At 65.4% G+C, this 23,158-nt stretch carries 24 protein-coding genes; 15 read left to right on the forward strand and 9 right to left on the reverse strand.

The window, feature by feature from the left end:
* The 6 genes from CYU59_RS00110 to CYU59_RS00135 form a co-directional block, all read right to left on the reverse strand.
* Positions 1-1,035 (reverse strand): MCE family protein (locus tag CYU59_RS00110; RefSeq protein WP_292974687.1); only part of this gene is annotated, 1,035 nt, incomplete at its 3' end.
* Complete coding sequence (locus CYU59_RS00115) at positions 1,032-2,219, reverse strand: MCE family protein (protein WP_292974688.1); 1,188 nt, start codon at positions 2,217-2,219, stop codon at positions 1,032-1,034. The genes CYU59_RS00115 and CYU59_RS00110, both read right to left, overlap by 4 nt.
* Before the next feature lie 12 nt (positions 2,220-2,231).
* Positions 2,232-3,026 (reverse strand): ABC transporter permease, encoded by a 795-nt coding sequence (locus CYU59_RS00120; protein WP_292974729.1) that lies wholly within the window; start codon positions 3,024-3,026, stop codon positions 2,232-2,234.
* An 82-nt stretch (positions 3,027-3,108) separates the two neighbouring features.
* Entirely contained in the window at positions 3,109-3,918 is an 810-nt protein-coding gene (locus tag CYU59_RS00125; protein ID WP_292974689.1) for an ABC transporter permease, read from the reverse strand.
* 161 nt (positions 3,919-4,079) lie between these two features.
* Complete coding sequence (locus CYU59_RS00130; RefSeq protein WP_292974690.1) at positions 4,080-5,288, reverse strand: CoA transferase; 1,209 nt, start codon at positions 5,286-5,288, stop codon at positions 4,080-4,082.
* Positions 5,285-6,802, reverse strand: coding sequence for an aldehyde dehydrogenase family protein (locus CYU59_RS00135; protein ID WP_292974691.1), 1,518 nt, complete (start codon positions 6,800-6,802; stop codon positions 5,285-5,287). Before CYU59_RS00135 ends, CYU59_RS00130 begins: the two co-directional genes overlap by 4 nt.
* A 256-nt stretch (positions 6,803-7,058) precedes the next feature.
* Between CYU59_RS00135 and CYU59_RS00140 the strand changes: the two genes are divergently transcribed.
* From CYU59_RS00140 to CYU59_RS00160, 5 genes are all read left to right on the forward strand, one after another.
* Positions 7,059-7,760, forward strand: coding sequence for an SDR family NAD(P)-dependent oxidoreductase (locus CYU59_RS00140; protein ID WP_292974692.1), 702 nt, complete (start codon positions 7,059-7,061; stop codon positions 7,758-7,760).
* A gap of 41 nt (positions 7,761-7,801) precedes the next feature.
* The gene (locus CYU59_RS00145; protein WP_292974693.1) at positions 7,802-8,674 is read left to right on the forward strand and encodes a mycofactocin-coupled SDR family oxidoreductase; all 873 of its coding nucleotides are present in this window, start codon (positions 7,802-7,804) and stop codon (positions 8,672-8,674) included.
* Between the two features lie 9 nt (positions 8,675-8,683).
* Positions 8,684-8,887, forward strand: coding sequence for a ferredoxin (locus tag CYU59_RS00150; protein WP_292974694.1), 204 nt, complete (start codon positions 8,684-8,686; stop codon positions 8,885-8,887).
* The gene (locus CYU59_RS00155; RefSeq protein ID WP_292974695.1) at positions 8,884-10,251 is read left to right on the forward strand and encodes a cytochrome P450; all 1,368 of its coding nucleotides are present in this window, start codon (positions 8,884-8,886) and stop codon (positions 10,249-10,251) included. Before CYU59_RS00150 ends, CYU59_RS00155 begins: the two co-directional genes overlap by 4 nt.
* Before the next feature lie 128 nt (positions 10,252-10,379).
* Positions 10,380-10,790 (forward strand): hypothetical protein, encoded by a 411-nt coding sequence (locus tag CYU59_RS00160; RefSeq protein ID WP_292974730.1) that lies wholly within the window; start codon positions 10,380-10,382, stop codon positions 10,788-10,790.
* 10 nt (positions 10,791-10,800) lie between these two features.
* Here CYU59_RS00160 and CYU59_RS00165 read toward each other — a convergent pair whose 3' ends face one another.
* A complete protein-coding gene (locus CYU59_RS00165; protein ID WP_292974696.1) occupies positions 10,801-11,979 on the reverse strand; it encodes an acyl-CoA dehydrogenase family protein in 1,179 nt (392 codons plus the stop codon).
* Positions 11,963-12,973 carry an acyl-CoA dehydrogenase family protein gene (locus tag CYU59_RS00170; RefSeq protein ID WP_292974697.1) on the reverse strand — a complete coding sequence of 337 codons (1,011 nt, stop codon included), beginning with the start codon at positions 12,971-12,973 and terminating at the stop codon, positions 11,963-11,965. The genes CYU59_RS00165 and CYU59_RS00170 overlap by 17 nt, the downstream gene beginning before the upstream one ends.
* Positions 12,974-13,345: 372 nt before the next feature.
* Here CYU59_RS00170 and CYU59_RS00175 point away from each other — a divergent pair, with 372 nt between their 5' ends.
* Genes CYU59_RS00175 through CYU59_RS00190 form a run of 4 tightly spaced genes read left to right on the forward strand, consistent with a single transcriptional unit; the run spans position 13,346 to position 16,907 of the window.
* Positions 13,346-14,437 (forward strand): amidohydrolase family protein, encoded by a 1,092-nt coding sequence (locus tag CYU59_RS00175; RefSeq protein WP_292974698.1) that lies wholly within the window; start codon positions 13,346-13,348, stop codon positions 14,435-14,437.
* Positions 14,438-14,476: 39 nt separating this feature from the next.
* Positions 14,477-15,622: an amidohydrolase family protein gene (locus CYU59_RS00180; RefSeq protein ID WP_292974699.1), complete on the forward strand. Its 1,146-nt coding sequence runs from the start codon at positions 14,477-14,479 to the stop codon at positions 15,620-15,622.
* Between the two features lie 13 nt (positions 15,623-15,635).
* The gene (locus CYU59_RS00185; protein WP_292974731.1) at positions 15,636-16,025 is read left to right on the forward strand and encodes a Rieske (2Fe-2S) protein; all 390 of its coding nucleotides are present in this window, start codon (positions 15,636-15,638) and stop codon (positions 16,023-16,025) included.
* 15 nt (positions 16,026-16,040) lie between these two features.
* Complete coding sequence (locus CYU59_RS00190) at positions 16,041-16,907, forward strand: alpha/beta hydrolase (RefSeq protein WP_292974700.1); 867 nt, start codon at positions 16,041-16,043, stop codon at positions 16,905-16,907.
* A 5-nt stretch (positions 16,908-16,912) separates the two neighbouring features.
* On the opposite strand, the gene CYU59_RS00195 is transcribed toward CYU59_RS00190, so the two are convergent.
* On the reverse strand, positions 16,913-17,386 hold the full coding sequence (locus CYU59_RS00195; RefSeq protein ID WP_292974701.1) for a hypothetical protein: 474 nt from the start codon (positions 17,384-17,386) through the stop codon (positions 16,913-16,915).
* A 36-nt stretch (positions 17,387-17,422) separates the two neighbouring features.
* Here CYU59_RS00195 and CYU59_RS00200 point away from each other — a divergent pair, with 36 nt between their 5' ends.
* From CYU59_RS00200 to CYU59_RS00225, 6 genes are read left to right on the forward strand one after another with little or no spacing between them, the layout of a single operon-like run.
* The gene (locus CYU59_RS00200) at positions 17,423-18,706 is read left to right on the forward strand and encodes an NADH-ubiquinone oxidoreductase-F iron-sulfur binding region domain-containing protein (protein WP_292974702.1); all 1,284 of its coding nucleotides are present in this window, start codon (positions 17,423-17,425) and stop codon (positions 18,704-18,706) included.
* Positions 18,703-18,999, forward strand: a complete 297-nt coding sequence (locus CYU59_RS00205; protein ID WP_292974703.1) for a ferredoxin — start codon at positions 18,703-18,705, stop codon at positions 18,997-18,999. Before CYU59_RS00200 ends, CYU59_RS00205 begins: the two co-directional genes overlap by 4 nt.
* Positions 18,981-20,645, forward strand: a complete 1,665-nt coding sequence (locus CYU59_RS00210; RefSeq protein ID WP_292974704.1) for an OB-fold domain-containing protein — start codon at positions 18,981-18,983, stop codon at positions 20,643-20,645. Before CYU59_RS00205 ends, CYU59_RS00210 begins: the two co-directional genes overlap by 19 nt.
* Positions 20,642-21,499, forward strand: coding sequence for an alpha/beta hydrolase (locus CYU59_RS00215; protein WP_292974705.1), 858 nt, complete (start codon positions 20,642-20,644; stop codon positions 21,497-21,499). The genes CYU59_RS00210 and CYU59_RS00215 overlap by 4 nt, the downstream gene beginning before the upstream one ends.
* Complete coding sequence (locus CYU59_RS00220; protein ID WP_292974706.1) at positions 21,499-22,317, forward strand: NAD(P)-dependent oxidoreductase; 819 nt, start codon at positions 21,499-21,501, stop codon at positions 22,315-22,317. Before CYU59_RS00215 ends, CYU59_RS00220 begins: the two co-directional genes overlap by 1 nt.
* Positions 22,314-23,105 carry an NAD(P)-dependent oxidoreductase gene (locus tag CYU59_RS00225; RefSeq protein WP_292974707.1) on the forward strand — a complete coding sequence of 264 codons (792 nt, stop codon included), beginning with the start codon at positions 22,314-22,316 and terminating at the stop codon, positions 23,103-23,105. Before CYU59_RS00220 ends, CYU59_RS00225 begins: the two co-directional genes overlap by 4 nt.
* The last annotated feature ends 53 nt before the right edge of the window (positions 23,106-23,158 follow it).

Below are 23,158 nucleotides of genomic sequence, written 5' to 3' on the forward strand. Positions count from 1 at the left end.
CCAGCCATGTTTGACACCCGGAGACGTACTTTGAGGGAACCTGGCGCGCCGAGTCCAGCCGTTCGTATGCTGGCAGCGAAGCGAGCTTGGCCCTGCTTTTACACCGGAATCTGGACGCGACCCGAAAACGCCGAGCCGGGTCAGCTTGCGATAGTTCCTGGGCGACTTCTGCAGCGCGGCATCGAGTCGGTCCTTGTCGTTGTCGAGGTTGGGTGCCACCCGGGAGAGCTGCTCGATGGTGCCCGACAGCGGCCGCCTGGCTTTGCCCAGCAGGTCGGCCACCGAGGTGGTGCCGGTGCTCAACGCGTCGATGGCGGGACCGAACGTGTCGCGGTCGTTCGCCAGTCCCGTGACCAGTTTCTCGAGGCGATCGATCGCCCCGGAGAATTGGGCACCGTCCTTGTTGAGGGTGGCCGCCACGGTGTTCAGGTTGTCGATCAGCCGCTCGATGGTCTGGTCGTTGTCGGCCAACGCATTTGTGAACGACGTCGACTTGCTGAACAGTGACTGCAAGGTACCGCCCTCACCCTGGAACACTTCCAACAGTGCCGACGACAGCGCGTTGACATCGCGCGGATTCAGGCCGTGGATAAGCGGTTTCAAGCCACCGAGTAGCAAGTCGAGATCGAGCGCGGGCGCGGTGTGACCGATGTTGATCTGCGCGCCGGCCGGCAGCCGCTTGGCCGAGCCCGGGCCGTCGACCAAATCCAGGTACCGATCCCCGACCAAGTTGAGGTATCGCACTGCCGCCCTGGTGCCCTCGGTCAGCGTCACGGACCGGTCCGCGTCGAACTTCACCACGACCCTCTTGTCCGACTGCAACGAGACACCGTTGACGGTGCCCACCCGAACGCCGGCGACCCGCACCGAATCTCCGGCCCTCAGCCGTGACGCATCGGTGAACAGCGCCGAATAGCCCGTGACCCCACCGGTGCGGTACTGGCCGAAAGTGAAGAACAAGAACACGGTCAGCAACGACATCACGACGGCAAAGACACCGAACTTGACCAGCGTCGGGCCCAGCGAGCCCCTCATCCCTGCTGTCCAACCTGAGCAGGGTTACGCGGTGGGCCGTCGATCGGTCCGTACAACAGCTGTTTGAGGCCGTCGAAGTTCAGCAGCAACTGCGGATTCCCGTAACTCACCGGATTCGAGCCGGTGTCGGCGATGAGAACTTTCGCCGTGCTGTTGAACGGAATCCTGGGAAGGTTCATGCAATGGGGACCGCCGGTCGCTGCCACCTTGGGCAGGTTGGCCGGGTACCGGTAGCGTTCGGCGCCCCAGGTGAGACTGGCCGAGATCGCGATGCTCGGTTCCGGCAACGGCGGCGTCCGAGACAACTGCGCGTCGCCGGCCAGCGCGCAGGTCAGTGCCGGGGCGTATTCATTGAGCAGATCGGTGGTCGGCGCCAACAGGTGGAACACGTTGGTCAAACCCTTCCGGTTGGCGCCCAGCACGTCGTTGCCGACATCGGCCAAACCGATTGCGCTGATCAGGAATGCGTCGAGGTTGCGCCGCTCGTCGACGATCGTCTTGCTGATCTTCACCGAGTTGTCGAACGTCTTGACCAGATCAGCCGACACGTCGCCGTAGGCGCGAAACACCGGTGCCGACATCTCGATGTCGTGGCGCAGCGCGGGCAGGGTCGGCTGGAATTTCGCCAGGAAGGAGTCGAGGTCGGTGAATGCCTGTCCGATCTTGTCTCCCCGCCCGCTGACGGCTTGGGAGACCGCCCCCAGAGTCTCGTTGAGCTTCGCCGGGTCGAGCGTGCCCAGCACCTGGGTCAATTGCTTGAACACCGTGTTGATCTCGACGGTGACATGCTGGCTGTCGAGCACCTGACCGGCGTGCAGAGATTGCGCCGACGGTTCCGCCGGCGGCACAAGTTCGACGAACTTGGCGCCGAACACAGTGGGCGATGTGAGGTCGACGAGCACATTCGACGGAATCAGGTGCAGCTCTGAGGGGTCCATCGCCAAGTGCAGGGCGGCCTGACCGTTGGGTCGCGATTCGATCGAGGCGACTTTGCCGACCTGGACACCGTGCATCTTCACTTTGGCGTCCGGGTTCATCACCAGGCCGGCCCGTGGGGACAGGACTGTCAACGGCACGCTCTCACTGAAGCTGCCTTGGAACAAACCAACGGCGACGGCAACGATCGCGGCGATGACCGCGACGGTCACCAGACCCGTCAGTGCGCGTATCCCGTTGTGGGGCATCGGAGGTGTTCCCTATCCCGAGAGGTTGAAGTTTCCATTTGAGCCGTAGATCGACAGCGAGATCAGCAGCGTCACCGAAATCACGACGATCAGCGAGCTACGTACCGCGTTGCCGGTCGCGACCCCGACCCCTTCGGGTCCGCCGGACGCGAAAAACCCGTAGTAGGTATGCAGCAGCAGGACCGACAGCGCCATCAGCACGGCCTGCACCAACGACCACAGCAAGTCGATCGGGTTCAAGAAGGTGTCGAAATAATGGTTGTACAGGCCACCGGACTGGCCGAACAACACCACCGTGGTGAATTGGCTTGCCAGGAAGGACAATATGACGGCAATGCTGTAGAGCGGTGTGATCGCCAGCATGCCGGCCACGATTCTGGTGCTGACCAGATACGAGATCGGCCGAATCGCCATCGTTTCCAGCGCATCGATTTCTTCGCTGATCCGCATGGCGCCCAGTTGCGCGGTGACACCGGCGCCGAACGTTGCCGCGAGTCCGATTCCGGCGACGACCGGCGCCAGGATGCGGACGTTGATGAACGCGGCCAGGAATCCGGTGAGAGCTTCGATGCCGATATTGCCCAGCGAGCTGTAGCCCTGCACCGCGAGCGTGCCACCGGCAGCCAGCGTCAGGAAGCCGACGATGACGACGGTTCCGCCGATCATCGCCAACGTTCCCGCGCCCATGCTGATTTCGGCGATCAGCCGGATGATCTCTCGCCGGTACCGGGTGAGCGCGAAAGGTATGCCGCCCAATGCCTTGCCGTAGAACACGGTGTGATCGCCGACGGAACTGAGGGCGCCGATGGGCCTGCGCCATGCCCCGAACGCGCGAAACGCCCGCGGATAGGTGGCTCTCAACGTCTTCACCGTCACGGCGTCGTTCCGATCACTTCGCCGTGAACCGGATGCCGACCGCGGTGACGACGACGTTGACGACGAACAGCGCCATGAACGCGTAGACCACGGTCTCGTTGACGGCATTGCCGACGGCCTTGGCGCCCCCGCCGGAAATGGTCAGTCCCCGGTAGCAGGCCACCAGTCCGGCGATCAGACCGAACAGCGCTGCTTTGACGCAGGAGATGATCACCTCCGGCACTCCGGTCAACAAGGTGATACCCGCTGCGAATGCGCCGGGGTTGACGTCCTGCACGAACACCGAGAACACGTAACCGCCAACGATTCCGATGATGACGACCAGACTGTTGAGCAACAGCGCGACCAAACCGGCGGCCAGCATCCTGGGCGTCACCAGTCGCTGGACGGGGTTGATCCCCAGCACCTCCAACGCGTCGATCTCCTCGCGGATGGTGCGCGAGCCGAGGTCGGCACACATGGCCGTCGCACCGGCGCCGGCGACGATCAACACCGTCACCAGCGGACCGAGTTGGGTGACCGCGCCGAAGGCCGCACCCGCGCCGCTGAGATCCGCAGCGCCCAACTCGCGCAACAAGATGTTGAGAATGAAGCTGACGAGCACCGTGAAGGGGATGGCCACCAACAGCGTCGGAGCCAGCGCGACGCGCGCGACAAACCAGGACTGCTCGAAGAACTCGCGAGTCTGAAACGGCCTGCGGAACACAAATCTGACCGCGTCGACGCTCATCGCGAAAAGCCCACCGACCGCCTGCATCGCACCGGAGACGCCGTTCGGCAGGCTGATCCCCGTCGACCAGCGCTCGGGTCCCTTAGTCGCCATCGGTCACTACCATCCCTACGCCAATCCCTCCGTCTCGTCCGCCCGAATTGGCGCACCCGAACAACGCGGGCCGGGCGGACCCCACTTCTGGAAGCGTCTGGCGAGTATGACCTACACCGCATGCGCCTGGAGTGAAAATTGACAACCGAGAGACCTCCGAATTAAGTGACGGCTCCGATAGTTTTGAGCTCGATAATGCGGTCCCAGTCGAGGCCGAGTTCCTCTAAAATCTCGTCGGTCTGCTCGGCGAATCCGGGCGCGGGCCCGGAGACCGGTGCCGCTACGTCGAACTGCACCGGGTTGGCCACCAGTTCGAGTTCGCCTGCCTGGACTACATATTCGTTGGCCCGGATCTGAGCGTCGCCGGCCGCCTGCAAGGTGTCCTGGACCGGGGCCCACGGTCCGGCGAGGGTGGCAAAGCGCTCGCTCCACTCGGCGAGGGTCCTGGTGGCGATGGCCTTGCTGAGAATCTGCACCGCCTCGCCGGTGTTGGCGGCGATCTTCTCACCGCTGTCGAAGCGGGGATCGTCGGCCAGTTCGGGCTGGTCGATGTGCCGGCAGACGTCGGCCCAGAATTTCGTAGCCTGCATCATCACGAAGGAGATGTAGCGGCCGTCCGATGTGGCGTAAAGGCCCACTAGCGGATTGATCGGCGAACCGTGCACTCCGGGCGGGAACGCTTCCATGCGCTGGTTGAGATGCGTCGTCAGCGCCACCGTGTGCCCCAACGACCAGAGCCCGCTGCCGAGCAGGGAGACGTCGACGACCGATGGTTCTCCCGTGCGCTCGCGCTTGAGCAGTGCCGCCGCGATGCCACCGGCGAGGTTGGTTCCAGAGATGGTGTCGCCGTACGCCGGTCCGGGCGGACCGACCATGCCTTCGGTTCCGGGCGGAGTGATGGTGGCCGCGGTTCCGGCTCGACACCAGAACGCGGTCATGTCGTAGCCACCCTTTTCCGCCTCCGCGCCGCGCGGGCCCAGCGCGCTGCCGCGGGCGTAGACGATCGCCGGGTTGATTGCGCGGATGTCGTCGACGTCGATGCCGAACTTCGCGCGATGCCCCGGCAGGAAGCTGGTCAGGAAGACGTCCGAGCGGCGGGCCAACTCGTAGAGCACCTCTTTGCCCTCGGGCAGCGATATGTCCAGGCCGATGCTGCGCTTACACCGGTTGGCGTGCTCGATGTTCGGGTTGGGATCGCCTTCGACCCGCAGCAGGCCGGTCTGACGCAAACCCCGTTGCGGGTCGCCCGTCACGGCGTGCTCGACCTTGACCACATCGGCACCCCACTCGGCGAGCACCGCGCCGGCGGACGGCACGAACCCGTACATCGCGACCTCGAGGACGCGGATGCCCTCCAGCGGCCGAGTCATGCCGCACCCCCGGCCGTCGCGGCCGGAATGGCAAATGTCTTGCGCTCCAAGAACTCCTCCAGGCCCGCCACACCCATCTCGCGGCCGACGCCGGACTGCTTGAAGCCACCGAAGGGAGCGTCTGCGCTGAAGTAGTTGCCGCCGTTGATCGAGAACGATCCGGTGCGGATGCGACGCGCGACGGCCAGTGCCCGGTCCTGATCGGCGCTGAAAACCGCACCCGCCAGGCCGTAGATGGAGTTGTTCGCGATGCGCACGGCGTCGTCGTCATCGTCGTAGGCGATCACCGCCAGAACCGGACCGAAGATCTCCTGCTGAGCGATCTCGCTGTCCGGGTCGACGTCGGTCAGCAGCGTCGGCGCATAGAAGTAGCCGGGGTCGAGCTTCTGGCCACCGGTGACCAGCGTCGCGCCGTCGGCAATCGCGCGCTGGACCATGCCGTCCACCTTGTCGCGCTGGCGCTCGTTGATCAGCGGTCCCATGTAGGTCTTGGGATCGGCCGGATCGCCGTGGCGCACCTTGGCGAAATTCTGCGCGACCAGCTCGACGATCTCGTCCTGGTGCTTGCGCGGCACCAGCAGCCGAGAGGTCAGCGCGCAGCCCTGGCCGGCGTGGGTGACCATCGAAAAGGCCGCGAACACACTGGCTCCGGCGAAGTCGGCGTCGTCGAGCAGGATCGCGGCGGACTTTCCGCCGAGCTCGAGAAAGACGCGCTTGACGGTCTCGCTGGCCGCCGCCATGATCCGGCGCCCGACCGGCGTCGACCCGGTGAACGTGATGACGTCGACGTCGGGGCTGGTGGTCAACGCCTCTCCGACGGCCGCATCCGACGAGCTGAGCACGTTGACCACACCGGCCGGGATGTCGGTGTGGTTGGCGATCAGCTCACCCAGCGCCAACGTCACCAACGGGGTGTCCGGTGCGCCCTTGAGGATGACCGTGCAGCCCGCGGCCAAGGCGGGCGGAAGCTTGGCCAGCGCCAATTGATTCGGGTAGTTGTAGGCGATGATCGCGCCCACCACCCCGGCGCCTTCCTTCTCCACCCAGCGCCGGTGACGCATGCCCCGGGACTCGATTTCGCCGAGCTCCTCGGTCATCTGGTAGTCGCGCAACACGTCGGCGTAGTAGCGGACGATCTTGATCGGCTCGTCGAGCTGAGCGCCCTGGGTGAGCGCTCGGGTCGCGCCGACCTCCGCGATGGTCAGCTCGCGCAACTCCTCGGCGTGATCGAGCAGCGCCTGATGCAACTGCTCCAGGCAGCGAACCCGGAAAGCCACGTCGGTCGACCAGGTCGTGGTGTCGAACGCCCGGCGCGCAGCCGCAATTGCCTGCTGCGCCTCCTCGATTCCGGCATCGGGAGCATGACCGATGACCTCGCCGGTGGCGGGGTTGACGGATGCGAACACCCGGCCGGTGGTGACCAACTCACCGTCGATCAGCAGCCGCCGATCAGGTCCGCCTTCCGTCGATGGGCTGGTGCCCACAATGGAGGTGGCGGCTTGCTGCGGCGGCATTCTGGCTCCTCAACACATGGATAATTCCATTCTCATCCCGGGCGAATCTTACATTCCGCCAACGAGAATTCAACCAAACGGAAGAAACGAGACCGCCGTCCTTGTAGGCGATATGCGCACTCGGCAATTTCGACATCGCCGCAGGACAAAGGTCCTTTCGACGCCGTCTTGCGAGCGGCCATAACGCGAGAGTAAGGTTCTCGTATTCGGAAGGGAGATTCTTTGTGTGCGCCACAGCCCTTGCCGCGGTGACCCGATGAGGACGGCTGTCGTCACCGGCGGCGGCTCTGGAATCGGCTTAGCCGTCGTCGAGCGACTACGCAAAGACGGCCACCGCGTCGCGGTCATCGACCTCAAGCCGTCGGATACTCAATCGGCATACACCGCCGACGTCACCGACCGGGGACAGATCGATACAGCGCTGGCTGGTATCCGCGAAGAGCTGGGGCCGATCAGCATTCTGGTCAACGCGGCCGGACTCGACGGCTTCAAGCGCTTCAACCACATCGAGTTCGCCGACTGGCAACGGCTGATCGACGTCAATCTCAACGGGGTGTTCCACATGATCCAGGCCGTGCTGCCCGACATGCTGGACGCCGAATGGGGTCGCATCGTGAACATTTCGTCGTCGAGCACGCACTCCGGCGCCCCGTTCATGTCGCATTACGTCGCGGCCAAATCCGCGGTCAACGGACTGACCAAGTCGCTGGCGCTGGAATACGGACCGAACGGCATCACGGTCAACGCGGTTCCGCCCGGGTTCATCGACACTCCGATGCTGCGCAGCGCTGAGCAGCGCGGCAACCTCGGCGACATCGACAAGACCATCGCCGCTACTCCGGTTCGCCGGATCGGCAAACCGGAAGACATCGCGGCAGCCTGCGCCTTCTTGGTGTCCGAGGAGGCCGGCTACATCACCGGCCAGATCCTCGGCGTCAACGGCGGCCGAAACACATAGCGAACAAACACATTTCACTAGCTGACTCGAAAGGAGAAGTCGTGGGAGAAGTGCACGGCCGGGTGGCCGGCAAAGTCGCGTTCGTGACCGGCGCGGGTCGCGGTCAGGGCCGCGCGCACGCGGTCCGGCTCGCAGAGGAAGGCGCCGACATCATCGCGGTCGACATCTGCCGGGACATCGACACCATCGGATACCCGATGGCCACCCCGGAGGATCTCGACGAGACCGCGCGGCTGATCGAGAAGACCGGCCAGCGCGTGGTGATCGCCCAGGCCGACGTTCGAGACACCGCGGCGCTGCACACAGCTCTGGCGAGCGGCCTTGCCGAGTTCGGCAAGCTCGACATCGTCGTGACGGCAGCCGGCATTGCGGGCATGAAAGGTCAACCGCCACTGCAGGCTTGGTCGGATGTGATCGACACCAATCTGATCGGGACGATCAACACGATTCAGGCGGCGCTGCCGCATCTCAACGAGGGCGCCTCGATCGTCGCGACCGGGTCGACCGCCGCGCTGATGGACACCTCCAAAAAGGACACCCCGGGTAAGGATCCGGGCGGCATGGCCTACGTGCACTCCAAGCGCGCACTGTCGAGCTACGTGCACGACTTGGCTACCGAGCTCTCCGTGTTCGGCATTCGGGCCAATGTCGTGCACCCGACCAACACCAATACCCCCATGCTGCAGAGCGAACCGATGTACCGTTCGTTCCGGCCAGATCTGGAAAACCCGACTCGCGCCGACGCCGAACCGGTTTTCGGTGTGCAGCAGGCGATGAAGATCCCGTTCGTCGAACCGGAGGACATCAGCAATGCGGTGCTGTGGCTGGCCTCCGACGAAGCCAGGTACGTGACCGGTCTGCAACTGCGCGTCGACGCCGGCGGATACCTCAAGTGGTACGACTACCGCGCTTAAGGAATGCCAATGAAAGTTCGGGTTGACTCAGACCGTTGCCAGGGCCACACGCTGTGCTCGATGATCGCGCCGGATTCCTTCGAGCTCGACGACATCGAGGGTCACGCATCGGCGGTGTCGGAAGACGTTCCGGCAGAACAGGAAGATGCGGTGCGCGAAGCGGCGCAGTCCTGCCCTGAACAAGCAATCCTGATCACGCAGGCCGACTCATGAGCATCGACGACGGCATCGCCAACGACAGCGATCGCAAGAAGAACCGCTACCACTTCGACCGGCACACTCCTGAGTACCGCCATCAGTTCGAGAAGATCACCGAAGAGATTCACGACAGATGCCCGGTCGCGTGGAGCGATACTTACGACGGCCATTGGGTAGCCGGCGGCAGCAACGCGGTCTTCGAACTGGCCCGCTGCCCGGCGGTGTCCAACGATCACGACATCAACGGCGAACGCCGCGGCTATCAAGGCATTTCGATCCCCAAGGCCAAGCGCGCGAGCGGGGTGCGCGGCGGAATCCTGGAGATGGACGAGCCCGAGCACCGCATCTACCGGACCGTGCTCAATCCTTACCTGTCGCCGGCCGCGGTCAAGCGCTGGGTCCCGTTCATCGATGATGTCACCCGGGCCTGCCTCGACGAGAGGATCGAAGAGGGCCGGATCGATTTCGTCGACGACCTCGCCAACATCGTGCCCGCCGTGCTGACACTGGCGATGCTCGGTATCCCACTGAAGAATTGGGCGATCTACAGCGAGCCGGTGCACGCCTCGGTGTACACCCCGGAGCACTCACCGGACATCGACAAGATCGTCGCCATGCACCGGCAGATGGGCTTGGACCTGCTGACCAACATGGTCGAGATCAAGGAGAACCCCCGACCGGGAATCGTCAACGGGCTCTTGCAGTTACGTATCGACGGTGAACCCGCTCCTGACCTCGAGATCATGGGCAACCTGGGTCTGGTGATCGGCGGCGGCTTCGACACCACGACCGCGCTGACCGCGCACTCGATGGAGTGGCTGTCGCAGCACCCGGACGAGCGCGAACGGCTCAGCAACAACCGCGAGACCCTGCTCGACCCTGCCACCGAGGAGTTTCTGCGGTATTACACGCCGGCCCCCGGTGACGGCCGCACCTTCTCCGACGACGTGGAGCTGGAAGGCACGCAGTTCAAAGAGGGTGAGCGGCTGTGGATCTCGTGGGCCATGGCCAACCGCGACCCATCGGTGTTCCACGACCCCAACGAGATCATCATGGATCGTAAGGGCAACCGGCACTTCAGCTTCGGGCTCGGTGTGCACCGCTGCATCGGCTCCAACGTCGCACGGACCGTGTTCAAGTCCATGCTGACCGCGGTGCTCGACCGGATGCCGGACTACGTGTGCGATCCCGAGGGCACCGTGCACTACGAGACCATCGGCGTCATTCAGGGCATGCGCAATCTGCCGGCCACCTTCAGCCCCGGTAAGCGACTCGGCGCTGGACTCGACGAGACGCTGGAAAAGCTGCAGAAGATCTGCGACGAGCAGGAGCTCGCCCGGCCGATCACCGAACGCAAGGAAGCCGCGGTCATCGACTGAGCGTTCGGCCCGTGGCACCGAACTCGGCAATACCGGGTTGCTGCGTTGCCGATCGGCATATATTCAGCCGATCCGGGTCCCGAAGAGACGAGCGGAAGGGGCAGCACGTGAAATCGTTGACGCTCGGCATGACGCTGATCGCAGCCGCGGTGACGATGGCTCCGGTGGCCCACGCCCAGATGTTGTACGGGAACTACGAAGTGCAGACCCCGCGCGACCCAGGACACTCGTGGCTGTGGGCGATCCGGCCATGCGAGCCGGCTGAATCCTTGGACTGCGTGCAGGACCAGGCCCAGCCCAGGCCGAACGGCCAGGCTACGCCGTGGTACGCGGTGGGACACCTCACGAACCGCACCTACACCATGAGCGTCGACGTGCCGGACGGCGTGCGCTGCACGGTCTATTTCCTGCCCTCGCACGACGTCTACACGTGGGACGTGGTGACCCTGACCGGCTCGGTGACGTCGACGTTCGACGCCGGGTGCGGTGGCGCACCGGGCGGCACCGCCAGCTGGCCGTTCAGCCTCGTCCGGTTCTGAGCGCAGCGGTTCAGCGAGCAGGTAGCCCGAGCACTCGCTGCGCCACGATGTTGCGCTGGATCTCCGACGTTCCGCCGGCGATCGTTCCCGAGAAGCTGCGGGCGTAACGCTCGAACCAGCTGCCGAAGTAGTGATCGAGGTTCATCGGCTCGTACGGCCCGCTCAGGGCCGGGTGCACCAACCCGTCGGATCCCGCTGCGGACAACGCGTTTTCGCATGCCTGCCGTTCCGCCTCCGAGCCCAGCAGCTTGAGCACCGACAGGGCGGGAACGTCCTCCTCGCCGCGGGCGGCCCGGGCCAGTGCCACCGATCCCAGCAGGCGAAGCGCCTGGCGGTCCATGATCGCGGTTGCGTAGTGGTCCCGTTGCAGGGCATCTGCCGGGTGGAAATCCGAGATGACGTTGTCGAGTCGGTCGGCGAACCCGAGCCACATCATCGTGCGCTCGTGCCCCAGCGAGCCGTTGGCCACCCCCCAGCCCTGATTGAGCGGCCCGACCAGGTTTTCCGCAGGGACTTTGACGTCCTCGAAGAACACCTCGTTGAAGTCCAGGTTGTCCTGGCCGCAGATGTCCGCGAATGGGCGTCGGGTCACACCGGGCGTATCGGTGGGGATCACCAGCGCGCTGATTCCCTTGTGCTTCGGTGCATCTGGGTCGGTGCGGACGAACGTCAGCAGCACGTCGGCGTCATGAGCGCCCGAGGTCCAGACCTTCTGCCCGTTCACGACGAAGTGGTCACCGTCGCGCACGGCCTTGGTCCGTAGCGACGCCAGGTCCGATCCGGCGCTGGGCTCACTCATCCCGAGCGACGCGGTGATCTCGGCCCGCAGGATGGGGACCGCCCAGCGCTGCTTCTGCTCGTCGCTGCCGAATGAAATCAACGACGCAGCAACGATATTGACGCCCTGCGGGTTGAAGCTGTGATAGATCCGCCGCTTGCAGAGTTCCTCGAGGTACACGTACTGCTGCAACACCGAGGCGTTGCGCCCGCCGAATTCCGGCGGTTGGGTGGGCAGCAGCCAACCGTTGTCGAAGAGGAGACGCTGCCAGCGGCGGGCCCATTCCGGCATGTGCGACACCGACTTCGGCCGCTCCAATGCCTCTGCCGCGGCCGCCGGCACATGTTCGTCCAAGAAGGCGACGAACTCGTCGCGGAACGATTCGACGTCTGGATCAAAGGTGAGCTGCACGGTACTCCTCGGTAACCCTGGCCCGGTGCTCGGCGGTTCCGCCGAGCATCAGTTCGCCGGCCTTGGCACGTTTCAGCGCGAACTGCAGATCGTTCTCCCAGGTGAAACCCATGGCTCCGAACAACTGCAGGCCGTTGCGAAACACCAGCGACTGACATTCCCCCGCACCGGCTTTCGCCATTTCCGCGGCCAGCCGGCGGCGCGGGTCATCGCCGGCGATCGTCAGTGCCGAGTAGTAGGCCAGCGCACGCGCGCGTTCGATGGCGACGTGCATGTCGGCCGCCTTGTGCTGGACCGCCTGGAAGGATCCGATCGCGACCCCGAACTGGTGACGGCTGCGCACATGGTCGAGGACCAGGTCCAGAATGCGTTGGCACGCACCGACCATCGTCATCGACATGCCCATCAGGGCAACCTGGTGGGCCTTTTCGGTGTCGACGCGCACGCGGGAGCCGTCGGGCACTCGCAATCCTCGGAACGTCAGGTCCGCGACGTGCAGCACCGGATCGAGCACGGAGGTCCGGGTTCTGGACACCCGCTCGCCCGCCTCGGCGGCGTTGACGACGAACACCGCGGCATCGGTGACCACGGCGAGCCACTCCGCCCGATCGCCGTCCAGCACGTGCCGGGCGGTGCCGTCCAGGACCCACTCCTCACCGTCCCGGTGCACGGTGATTCCGCTGTAGACCGCAGTGCCTGATGCCTGCGGATCGAACCGGTCTCCCACCAGCGGCGCGAACTGACTCATTGTCGCCAGAAACGGCGTGGGGTCGGTTGCCCGGCCGAGCTCTTCGAGCACGATGGCCAGCTCGACGGCGTTCTCGGACTCGTTCATCTCGGTCCAGCCGTGCTCGACGTACGCCTTCCACACCGGAGCGGAGTCGGCGCCGTCCTCGGCGACGGCCCTGACCAGGGCGGGAGGACACTGCTTGCCGACCGCGTCGCGCACCGTTTCCTGCCAGAGCCGCTGATCAGCGTCGAATTCCAACAGCATCCCGGCCAACTCCTCAAATCGGTTAACGTGCTGCGAGAATACTATTCTCTTAATAGCACAGTGACAATCTCGCCGGCGCGCGCGAAAGGCGCGGGACGGCGGGCGGCGGCGACGGGTGTCGGCGTGCCGGCCGCTCGCGGGGGCTTCATCGGCGTCCGTCATCCGGGGCCTCGGAAATGGGAGAATGATATTATCGCTGGTGCAGAACATCGCTTACACAGGTGAACCGCGATTGTGCCCGCTATCAGGTGTTATGAATAATCGAAATGCTTACCGGAAACCCGTTGATTAGCGGTGAACGAGGATGTTAGTTTGGCTATCAGACTGCCGCTTGGCTTTCACGCAGTCAGTCGACCCATGGAGGGTGGTTAGGTGATCGAGCACCCGGACGGGACACGCACGCCGCTGATCGATGCCAGCGTGCACATCTTCTTCTCGTCCAACAAAGAACTTCGCTCGACTCTCCGCGAGCCGTTCAAGAGCCGCGGATTCCCCGACTACGAGATGGACTGGTACGGCGCACCGGGCGGTGAGTACGCACCCAAAACTCGCGGACCCGAACGCCAGTACCCCGGCTCGGACCCGGATTTCGTTGGCAATGAACTCTTTTCGAACCGCGGGGTCGACATCGCCGTGCTGCACCCGATGGCGCGCGGCATCATGCCGGACCGGCATCTGGGTACCGCACTTCACGCGGCGCACAACGAGATGATGGTGTCGAAGTGGTTGGAGCACAGCCATTTCGGCGACCGGTTCCGCGGCACCATTCGGGTGAACCCCGACGACATCGCAGGCGCGTGCAAGGAAATCGAGAAATGGCGCTCGCACCCGCGCGTGGTCCAGATCGGTGTGCCGCTGCAGTCACGCGAACTCTATGGCAAGCCCCAGTTCTGGCCGTTGTGGGAAGCAGCCGTCGACGCGGGCCTGCCGGTGGCCGCCCACATCGAAGTCGGCTCGGGCATCGCCAATCCACCGACGCCGAACGGCAACACCCGCCTCTACGAGCATTACGTCAGCTTCATGGCGCTGAACTACCTGTACCACCAGATGAACATGATCGCCGAGGGCGTCTTCGAACGCTTCCCCGACCTGAAATTCGTCTGGGGTGACGGCGCCGCCGACTTCATCACTCCGTTCATCTGGCGGATGGACACTTTCGGCCGGCCGCACCTCGAGCAGACCCCATGGGCACCGCGGATGCCCAGCGAATACCTCCCCGGACACATTCATTTCGTCCAGGGCAGCCTCGACGGCCCGGGTGACACCGACTTCGCCGGCGAGTGGTTCGGCTTCACCGGCAAGGAAGACATGGTGATGTTCGGGTCGAGCTACCCGCACTGGCAGTGCGGCGACGTCAGCAAGTTGCCCCGGGCGTTGTCCGCCGAGCAACGGGAGAAGCTGTGCTGGCGCAACGCCGCCGATTTGTACGGGATCGAGATTTCGGCCGATCTCGCGACCGGCTAGTCGCAGAATAGAAGCAACAGGGAGAGCGAGGAGATCGAGATGACGCTGACCCATTCCCAGGAGCGTGTTCCCGCCGCCGAACGCATCGCGGTGCGGTGCGTCGACTCGGATGTCCACCCGGCACCCCGGCGCGGCGAGCTCGTCCAGTACATCCCCGAGCCCTGGCGCAGCAAGTACTTCGGCACCCGCGATGTCGGCGAGCAGATCTACTACGACGCCCCGGATTACGCGCACAGCTACGCGATGCGCACCGACGCCTTCCCCCCGGACGGCGAATTCGCTTGCAGCGACCCGGACATGGCATTTCGGCAGCTGATCATGGAAGCGGGCTCCGACATCTGCATCCTCGAGCCGGCGGCCTACCCGGCCCGGCTACCCGAGGCGCAGCACGCGATGGCGGCCGCGCTCAACGAGTGGCAGGCCCAGCACTGGCTCGACGGCCACAACAACTGGCACCAGCGGTGGCGCGGTTCGATCTGCGCGGCGATCGAACAGCCCGAGGAATCGGTCCTCGAGATCGAGAAGTGGGCCGGCCATCCCTACATGGCGCAGATCCTGATCAAAGCCGAGCCACGGCCGTCGTGGGGCAACCCGAAATACGACCCGATCTGGGCCGCCGCCACCAAGCACGACATCACCGTCAGCTGCCACCTGTCACGCAGCCAGTTCGAGGAACTGCCCGCGCCGCCGGTGGGCTATCCCAGCTACAACCACGACTTCATGGTCACCTACTCGCTGCTGGCTGCCAACCAGGTGATGAGCCTGATCTTCGACGGCGTTTTCGACCGCTTCCCGACGCTACGGATCGTGTTCGTCGAGCACGCCTTCAGCTGGATCCTGCCGCTGATGTGGCGGATGGACGCGATCTACGACGCGCGCAAATCCTGGCTGGGCATCAAGCGCAAGCCGTCCGAATACGTCAAAGAACACATCAAGTTCACCACCCAGCCGCTGGACTACCCGGAGGACAAGACCGAGTTGACCCGCGCCCTGGAGTGGATGGAATGCGAGAAGATCCTGCTGTTCTCCTCGGACTACCCGCACTGGACCTTCGATGACCCGCGCTGGTTGGTCAAGCACTTGCCCAAGCACGCCCGGGACGCCGTGATGTACAAGAACGGGATTGCGACCTACCACCTTCCGGAGACGGTTCCCGTCCTCGAGGGTCAAGTCCGGGTGCTCTGAGTTGGCGGACGACATCGCCGAGCGGCCTCAACCCCGCTTGGCTCAGGGCCGCGAGCACGTCGTCGCCACCGTCGACGAGATCCCCTCGGGTAAGCACAAATTGGTGCCGATCGGTCGGCACGGTGTGGGTGTCTACAACGTCAACGGAACCTTCTACGCCATCGCGAATTACTGCCCGCACCAAGGTGGTCCGTTGTGCTCGGGGCGGGCGCGTGGCCGCACGATCGTGGACGAGACCGCGCCCGGCGATGCGGTGATGGTGCGCGACAAGGAATACATCTACTGCCCCTGGCACCAATGGGGTTTCGAGTTGGCGACCGGCACGACGGCGGTCAAACCGGAGTGGAGCATCCGCACCTACCCGGTGCGGGTCGTCGGCAACGACGTCCTGGTACAGGCCTGAGCGACAGGAGAATCTGTGTCTTCTATCGAGGTGAACGGTGGCAACGTCGTCTACGAGATCCTCGGTGAGTCAGGTGATTTGATCGCACTGACGCCCGGTGGCCGGTTCAGCAAGGAGATCCCCGGCCTGCGACCGTTGGCCGAGGCGCTGGCCGACGGCGGCTACCGGGTGCTGCTGTGGGACCGGCCCAATTGCGGCGCCTCCGATGTCCAGTTCTACGGGCAGAGCGAATCGCACATGCGTGCTGAGACGCTGCACAAGCTGGTCACCGGGCTGGGTTTCGATCGGTGCATCCTGGCCGGCGGCTCCGGTGGCGCAAGGGATTCCATGCTGACCACCATGCTCTATCCGGAGCTGGTCGAGAAGCTGGTGGTCTGGAACATCGTCGGCGGCATCTACGGGACCTTCGTGCTCGGGTCCTACTACATCGTCCCGAGCATCCTGGCGGTGCGCGGAACCGGTATGCCCGGTGTGACCCAGGTTCAGGAGTGGCGCGAGCGCATCGAGGAGAACCCCGACAACGAGAAGCGCTTCCTCGAGTTCGACTCCGACGAATTCCTCAAGCTGATGCTGCGGTGGCTCAACGCCTTCGTGTCCAAGCCTGGACAGACGATTCCCGGTGTCGACGACGAGATGTTCGATCGGATCAAGGTTCCCACCTTGATCATTCGCGGCGGCGAGAACGACATGGACCATCCCAAGCGCACATCGCTGGAAGTCAGTTGCTTGATCAAGGGATCGAAAGTGATCGATCCGCCGTGGCCGGAGGATGCCTGGGAGCGCGCGTCCGAGGATCGCGCTTCGGGCAAAGTCAAGCACTTCAACATGTTTGACACCTGGGTGCAGGCCGCGCCGCCGATCCTGAAGTTCCTGGGATCCTGATGCGGCTACACGGTGTGAATGCGTACTTCGCAGTTCAGCGACGCCTCGAGCGCGGTGTGGACCCGGCTTTCGGGGATACGATCGAGGTCGGCTTCACGCAGTGTCACGTCGATGATGTCGAAGCTGTCGTCGCCGGGGGTGCGAATGATGTCGCCGGTCAACCCGAACCCGGCCAGTACGCCGTGCGCGTCGTCGTCGGTTCCCCGGCTGACGAAGGTGATCACACCGGGCGTCGGTGTGGTCGCAAAAGCTTTGGCGCACAGCTCGATCGCCGCCTGGCTGGCCGTATCGGCATCGTCGCAGGTGATCAGGAGCTCCACCTCGCGGCGGCCGGCGGGCATGGCTCCAAGGTCTTTCACGATCACGTCGCCACCCAGGTGGCCGACACGCTCCAGGAGCACCGTCATGCCCTCGGTTAATTGCGCCGGCTCCAGCGTGTTGTCCGGGTCGACGTTGACGCGCACGACTGCGGTTCGCATGTGTGCCAGCCTAACCGTGACGCCGGGAGCCGACTGATGGAGACCAGTGCCCCGCCTGCGATCTCTGTCGGCACTTCGCCCGGGTTGACGCCGCGGTTGTTGACGCAGGACGGCGGCCGCGAAGACCTCGGCGCCTACACCGGATACCTGCCGCTCGCCGGAGCCGATGAGCTGCTCGACGAGGTCGAAGCCGGCGGACTCCTCGGACGCGGCGGGGCCGGGTTCCCGTTCGCGGTCAAGGCGCGCGCGGTGCGTGACAACGGCCGCGTCGCCGGTGGGGCGGTTGTTGTCGCCAATGGCGAAGAGGGAGAACCGGCTTCGGTCAAAGACCGCTGGCTGCTGCGGTACCGTCCGCATCTGGTCCTCGATGGACTGCGGCTCGCCGCGTCGATCGTTGCCGCCGACCGTGCATACGTCTATGTGTCGGACGCGGATTCGGCACGCAGTGTGGACGCCGCGTTGGCCGAACTCGGACCCGATCCGTTCGGTGGGATCGCCATCGAAGTGCACACCGTCGACGCTGGCTACGTGGCGGGTGAGGAGACCGCGGCGGTCCGCGCGCTCAACGGTGGGCCCGCCAAGCCGACCGACAAGCCGCCGCGTCCGTTCCAGGAAGGCGTCGGTGGACTGCCCACGCTGGTCAGCAATGTCGAGACGCTGGCCGGCTTGCCGTTCCTGCAGCGGCACGGGTCGGCGGAGTTCCGCACGGTGGGCACGTCGTCGTCACCGGGCAGCCTCCTGGTCACGCTCACCGGTGCCGGACGTCCGCCCGCGCTCTACGAAGTACCGCACGGCCTACCGTTCACTGATCTTCTTGCGCTGCATGGTGTTTCACCTGACAGTGTGCGCGGCGCCCTGATCGGCGGCTATTTCGCCGGCCTGCTGGATCGCGTGGTGCTCGACACCACGCTGGACCACGAGACACTTCGCGATCTCGGCAGCGGGCTGGGTAACGGCGCGATCACCGTGATCACCGAAGACTGCCCGCTCGCCGTTGCCGCGTCCGTGTTGGCCTATTTCGATCGAGAGAACGCCGGGCAGTGCGGGTCGTGCTTCAACGGAACCGCGGCCATGGCCGCCGTCGCGGGGGCCCTGCGCGACGGCGTCGCCACCGAGGAGGACGTGGCCAGGTTGCGCCGCTGGTCGGTGGTGCTTCGCGGACGCGGCGCCTGCGGCACGTTGGACGCGGCGACGAACATCGCCGCCAGCCTGCTGGCGAAGTTCCCCGATCTGGTCCAGAACCATCTCGACAACGGTTGTCAGACATGCCAATCGGGGGCCTTCCTGGCAGACCGGCCCTATCAGGTGGAGGCGCTGTGAAGGTTCGGCTGGATCGCACGATCTGCGACGGTTTCGGGCTGTGTGCCAAACATGCGCCGAAGTACTTCTCCCTCGACGACTGGGGATACGCGTCGCTGGAGGGCGGAGGCGACGTCAGCGAAGCCGACCGTGACGGTGTGTTGCGGGCCCTGCTGGACTGCCCCGTGCACGCCATCACCGAGTGGGGCGAGCACCGGGAGGCCGAACCGCACGACCGGTCCGTCGGCGCCCCTGACGCGGCCGAGCATCTGAAAACCGAAGCCAACGAGGCGGAGTGGGGGTTCACCCGTTGACCGGACGCCCGCTGCCGTTGATCACCGACGACAACGAGTTCTTCTGGAAGTCGGGAGCCGACGGCAGGCTGCGCTTGCAGGAGTGCACCGACTGCTCCGCGCTGATCCATCCGCCGGCCCCGGTGTGCCGGTACTGCCGTTCGCACAACCTCGGCGTGCGGGCGGTGTCGGGGCGCGCCACACTGGCCGGGTTCACGATCAACGAGAGATTCAGTCTGCCCGGCCTGCCCGCGCCCTACGTGGTCGCGCAGGTCGCGATCGCCGAGGATCCGCGAGTTCGGTTGACCACCAACATCATCGAATGCGATCCCGGGCAACTCGAGTTGGGCCAGCAGGTCGAAGTCGTCTTCGAGCAGGACGACGACGTGTGGTTGCCGCTGTTCCGCCTTGTCGAGGGTGCCGAGCTCGGGCAGTTACCGGTCGATGAGATCGCGCCGGAACGCTTCGGAGAGTTCGTCCGGCCGATGCTCACGGCAGAGAAGTTCGAAGACAAGGTGGCACTCACCGGCATCGGTATGTCGGAGATCGGCCGGCGGTTGATGGTGCCACCGCTGTCGCTGACCGTCGCGGCCTGCGAGGCCGCCATCGCGGACGCCGGGCTGACGATCGACGACATCGACGGTCTCTCAACGTATCCCGGCGGCGGGAACCTGGGCGGCTTCGGGGAAGGCGGCGTCACCGCACTCGAGGCTGCCATGGGTATCCGGCCGACCTGGCACAACGGCGGCATGGAGACCTTCGGCCCGGGCGGTTCGGTGATCGCGGCGATGCTTGCTGTCGCGGGTGGGCTGGCCCGTCACGTGCTGTGCTTCCGGACGTTGTGGGAAGCCACTTTCAACGAGCAGATGAAACAGGGCAAGATCCCGCTGTCCGGTGGCCGCCGTGCCGACTGGCTGCTGCCGTTCGGAGCTACGTCGGCAGCACACACGTTGGCGCAGAACGCACAACGCCACTTCCACCGCTACGGCACCACCAAGGAAACCTTGGGCTGGATCGCGTTGAACCAGCGCGCCAACGCCGAACTCAACCCGACCGCCGTGTACCGGACGCCGATGACCATGGACGACTACCTCGACGCGCGGCCGATCACCTCGCCCTTCGGGCTCTACGACTGCGACGTGCCCTGCGACGGCGCGATCGCGGTGATCGTATCCGCCGTCGACGCCGCGCAGGACACCGCCAAGGCCCCGGTCTACGTCGATGCCGTCGGCACCCAGATCATCGAGCGGATCGACTGGGACCAAAGCACATTGACCCACGAGCCGCAGGTGCTCGGCCAAGCGGCACACCTGTGGTCGCGGACATCGCTGACGCCCCGCGACGTCGATGTTGCCGAGTTGTACGACGGGTTCACGATGAATTGCCTGTCCTGGATCGAAGCGCTGGGGTTCTGCGGAATCGGTGAAGCACGCGACTTTCTCGACGGCGGCAAGAACATCGCCCGCGACGGGCAGCTGCCGCTGAACACCCACGGCGGTCAGCTTTCCCACGGCCGGACCCACGGCATGGGCCTGCTGCACGAGGCGGTCACGCAGTTGCGCGGCGAGGGTGGTGAACGTCAGGTCGCCGACGCTCGCGTCGGGGTCGTCAGCAGCGGTGGTCTGACACCGAGCGGGGTGCTGCTGCTACGGGCCGACGGCGCATGACGCAGCCCGTTCAGCCACGGCTGGTCATCGTCGACGGGGTGCCGATGTCCGCGTTGGTGTCCGAGTCGCCAGAACCGCGGGCGGTGATCGTCGCCATCCACGGCGGGGGCACCACCGCACTGTATTTCGACTGCCCCGGCCACCCCGAGTCGTCACTGCTGCGCACGGGTGCCCAGCACGGCTACACGGTGATAGCGCTCGACCGGCCCGGTTACGGCAGCTCCGCGGCCTATCCCGACGCGGTGGCCCAGCCCGAGCAGCGGGTCCGGCTGGCCTTCGGCGCGGTGGACCGCATCCTCGGCGAAAAGCACCGTGGCGCAGGGCTGTTCCTGCTGGGCCACTCCGGTGGATGTGAACTCGCGCTGCGCATGGCTGCCGACGACCAGCGCGCCGACGTGATCGGCATCGAACTGTCCGGTACCGGCCGGCGCTACCATCCCGCTGCGCGTGACATTCTCAAGGCCGCCACCAGAGATCGCCGGCCGGCCGGTCTGCGTGAGCTGTTGTGGCATCCGACCGAGCTGTATCCACCCGAAGTGCTCAGTGGCGCAACGGTGTATCCGGGCGCTCCCCCTTACGAGGACCAGATGGTGTCCAACTGGGCACGGCAAGATTTCCCGGCGCTCGCGCCACGGGTGCGAATTCCCGTTCAGTTCAGCGTGGCCGAGCATGAGAAGGTCTGGCTGGCCGATTCATCGGCGCAAGGCGAGATCGCCGAAATGTTCTCGGGTGCACCACGGTTTCAGCTCAACGAGCAAACCGGCGCCGGGCATAACATCAGCCTCGGTCACACCGCCGCGGCCTACCACTCGGCGGTCTTCGGGTTCGCCGACGACTGCTCGGAGGCGCACTGATGGACGTCGGATTCATCGGCCTGGGCAGCCAGGGCGCACCGATGGCGGGCCGAATCATCGAAGCTGGCTTCGCCACCACGCTATGGGCACGCCGGCCGGCGTCGCTCGAGCCGTTCGCCGATACCGCCGCCGCGGTCGCCGAGACCCCCGCCGCACTGGCCGCTGCCAGCGACCTCGTCTGTCTGTGCGTGGTCGGTGACGCCGACGTCGAAGAACTGGTCGCGGGTGAGAACGGGGTGCTGGCCGGACTCAAGCCCGGGGGTGTCATCGCTGTGCACAGCACCGTGCATCCGAAGACCTGCCTACAGCTCGCCGAAAGAGCTGCGGCACAGGGTGTCTCGCTCATCGACGCGCCGGTCAGCGGTGGTGCACCGGCCGTCGCAGAAGGACGGCTGCTGGTGATGGCCGGCGGTGACAGCGAGGTCGTCGAGCGGTGCCGGCCGGTGTTCGCCAGTTATGCGGATCCGATTGTGCATCTCGGCGCGCTGGGCGCCGGCCAGACCACCAAGTTGCTGAACAACCTGCTGTTCACCGCAAACCTGGGGACGGCGGCCACCACGCTGGCGCTCGGTGAGGCGCTGGGCGTCCGGCCCGATCGCCTGACCGAGGTCATTTCGCGCGGAAGCGGGAACAGCTTCGCGCTCAACGTACTTGGTGGTGACACCGCCGGCCTGGCCCGGCTCGCCGACATGGCCGGCACCTTGTTGCAGAAGGATGTCCGGCTGTTGGCCGACGTCGCCGACGCCTCATCGGTTGCCGGCGGGACGGTGTTGAACGCCGCCGACGAGACGCTGTCGCTGATGGAGCACCCGCGGTGAGGATTGGATTCATCGGAGCCGGCCGGATGGGCAGCCCGATGATAGGCCGCCTGGTCGGGGCCGGCAACGATGTCCGCGCGCTCGGCCGATCCGACGAGAAGCGCACGGCCATCGCCCAATTGGGCGCAGCACCCGTTGACCAGATCGCCGCGGTGTGCACCGAGGCGGAGGTGGTGGTGCTGTGCGTGTTCACCGACGAACAGGTACGGCAGATCTGCCTGACCGACGGTCTGGTCGACGCGATGCCGAACGGCTCGACCCTGGTGCTGCACACCACCGGAAGTCCCCGCACGGCGGAGGCCGTCGCCGCGCGCGGAGTCGACGTCGTGGATGCCCCGGTCAGCGGTGGCCCGCACAATGCCGCCGCGGGCGCCTTGACGCTGTTCGTCGGCGGCGGCGATGACGCGGTGGCAAGAGTGCGGCCGGTGTTGAACTGCTACGGGAAGCCGGTTCTGCACGTCGGGCCGCTCGGGGCGGGCCAGAAGGTGAAGCTGGTCAACAACGCCCTGTTCGCGGCCCAGATCGGTCTGTTGTCGAACGCGGTCGAGCTGGCGGACCGGCTGGGCGTGCGGGAGTCCGCTCTGCTCGCCGCCCTCCCGCACGGCAGCGGGACCAGTCGCGTGCTGGAGATCGTCGCCGCCGGGGGTTCGGTGGCGTCGTTCGTCGAATCCGCGGGCGAATTCGTCGGCAAGGACATCGCGGTTGTCCGGCAGATCACCGCTGAACTGGGCGGCGACCTCGGCTTGCTCGACCGCGTCATCGATGTCGGTTTGACCGGTGCGAAATGAGGGTTTTTTGCCCGCGACGAAGCGTCTACCGTTAGCGTTACAGTCACGCATTC

The organism is Mycobacterium sp., from assembly GCF_002863225.1.
GTDB lineage: Bacteria > Actinomycetota > Actinomycetes > Mycobacteriales > Mycobacteriaceae > Mycobacterium.

What these genes read in the sequence shown, in the direction of transcription:
- CYU59_RS00140 (WP_292974692.1), top strand. Translation starts at nt 7,059, where the DNA reads ATGAGGACGGCTGTCGTCACCGGCGGCGGCTCTGGAATCGGCTTAGCC.
- CYU59_RS00200 (WP_292974702.1), top strand. Translation starts at nt 17,423, where the DNA reads ATGGAGACCAGTGCCCCGCCTGCGATCTCTGTCGGCACTTCGCCCGGG.
- CYU59_RS00115 (WP_292974688.1), bottom strand. Translation starts at nt 2,219, where the DNA reads ATGCCCCACAACGGGATACGCGCACTGACGGGTCTGGTGACCGTCGCG.
- CYU59_RS00195 (WP_292974701.1), bottom strand. Translation starts at nt 17,386, where the DNA reads ATGCGAACCGCAGTCGTGCGCGTCAACGTCGACCCGGACAACACGCTG.
- CYU59_RS00160 (WP_292974730.1), top strand. Translation starts at nt 10,380, where the DNA reads ATGACGCTGATCGCAGCCGCGGTGACGATGGCTCCGGTGGCCCACGCC.
- CYU59_RS00155 (WP_292974695.1), top strand. Translation starts at nt 8,884, where the DNA reads ATGAGCATCGACGACGGCATCGCCAACGACAGCGATCGCAAGAAGAAC.
- CYU59_RS00130 (WP_292974690.1), bottom strand. Translation starts at nt 5,288, where the DNA reads ATGACTCGGCCGCTGGAGGGCATCCGCGTCCTCGAGGTCGCGATGTAC.
- CYU59_RS00170 (WP_292974697.1), bottom strand. Translation starts at nt 12,973, where the DNA reads ATGCTGTTGGAATTCGACGCTGATCAGCGGCTCTGGCAGGAAACGGTG.
- CYU59_RS00125 (WP_292974689.1), bottom strand. Translation starts at nt 3,918, where the DNA reads ATGGCGACTAAGGGACCCGAGCGCTGGTCGACGGGGATCAGCCTGCCG.
- CYU59_RS00215 (WP_292974705.1), top strand. Translation starts at nt 20,642, where the DNA reads ATGACGCAGCCCGTTCAGCCACGGCTGGTCATCGTCGACGGGGTGCCG.
- CYU59_RS00135 (WP_292974691.1), bottom strand. Translation starts at nt 6,802, where the DNA reads ATGCCGCCGCAGCAAGCCGCCACCTCCATTGTGGGCACCAGCCCATCG.
- CYU59_RS00150 (WP_292974694.1), top strand. Translation starts at nt 8,684, where the DNA reads ATGAAAGTTCGGGTTGACTCAGACCGTTGCCAGGGCCACACGCTGTGC.
- CYU59_RS00180 (WP_292974699.1), top strand. Translation starts at nt 14,477, where the DNA reads ATGACGCTGACCCATTCCCAGGAGCGTGTTCCCGCCGCCGAACGCATC.
- CYU59_RS00220 (WP_292974706.1), top strand. Translation starts at nt 21,499, where the DNA reads ATGGACGTCGGATTCATCGGCCTGGGCAGCCAGGGCGCACCGATGGCG.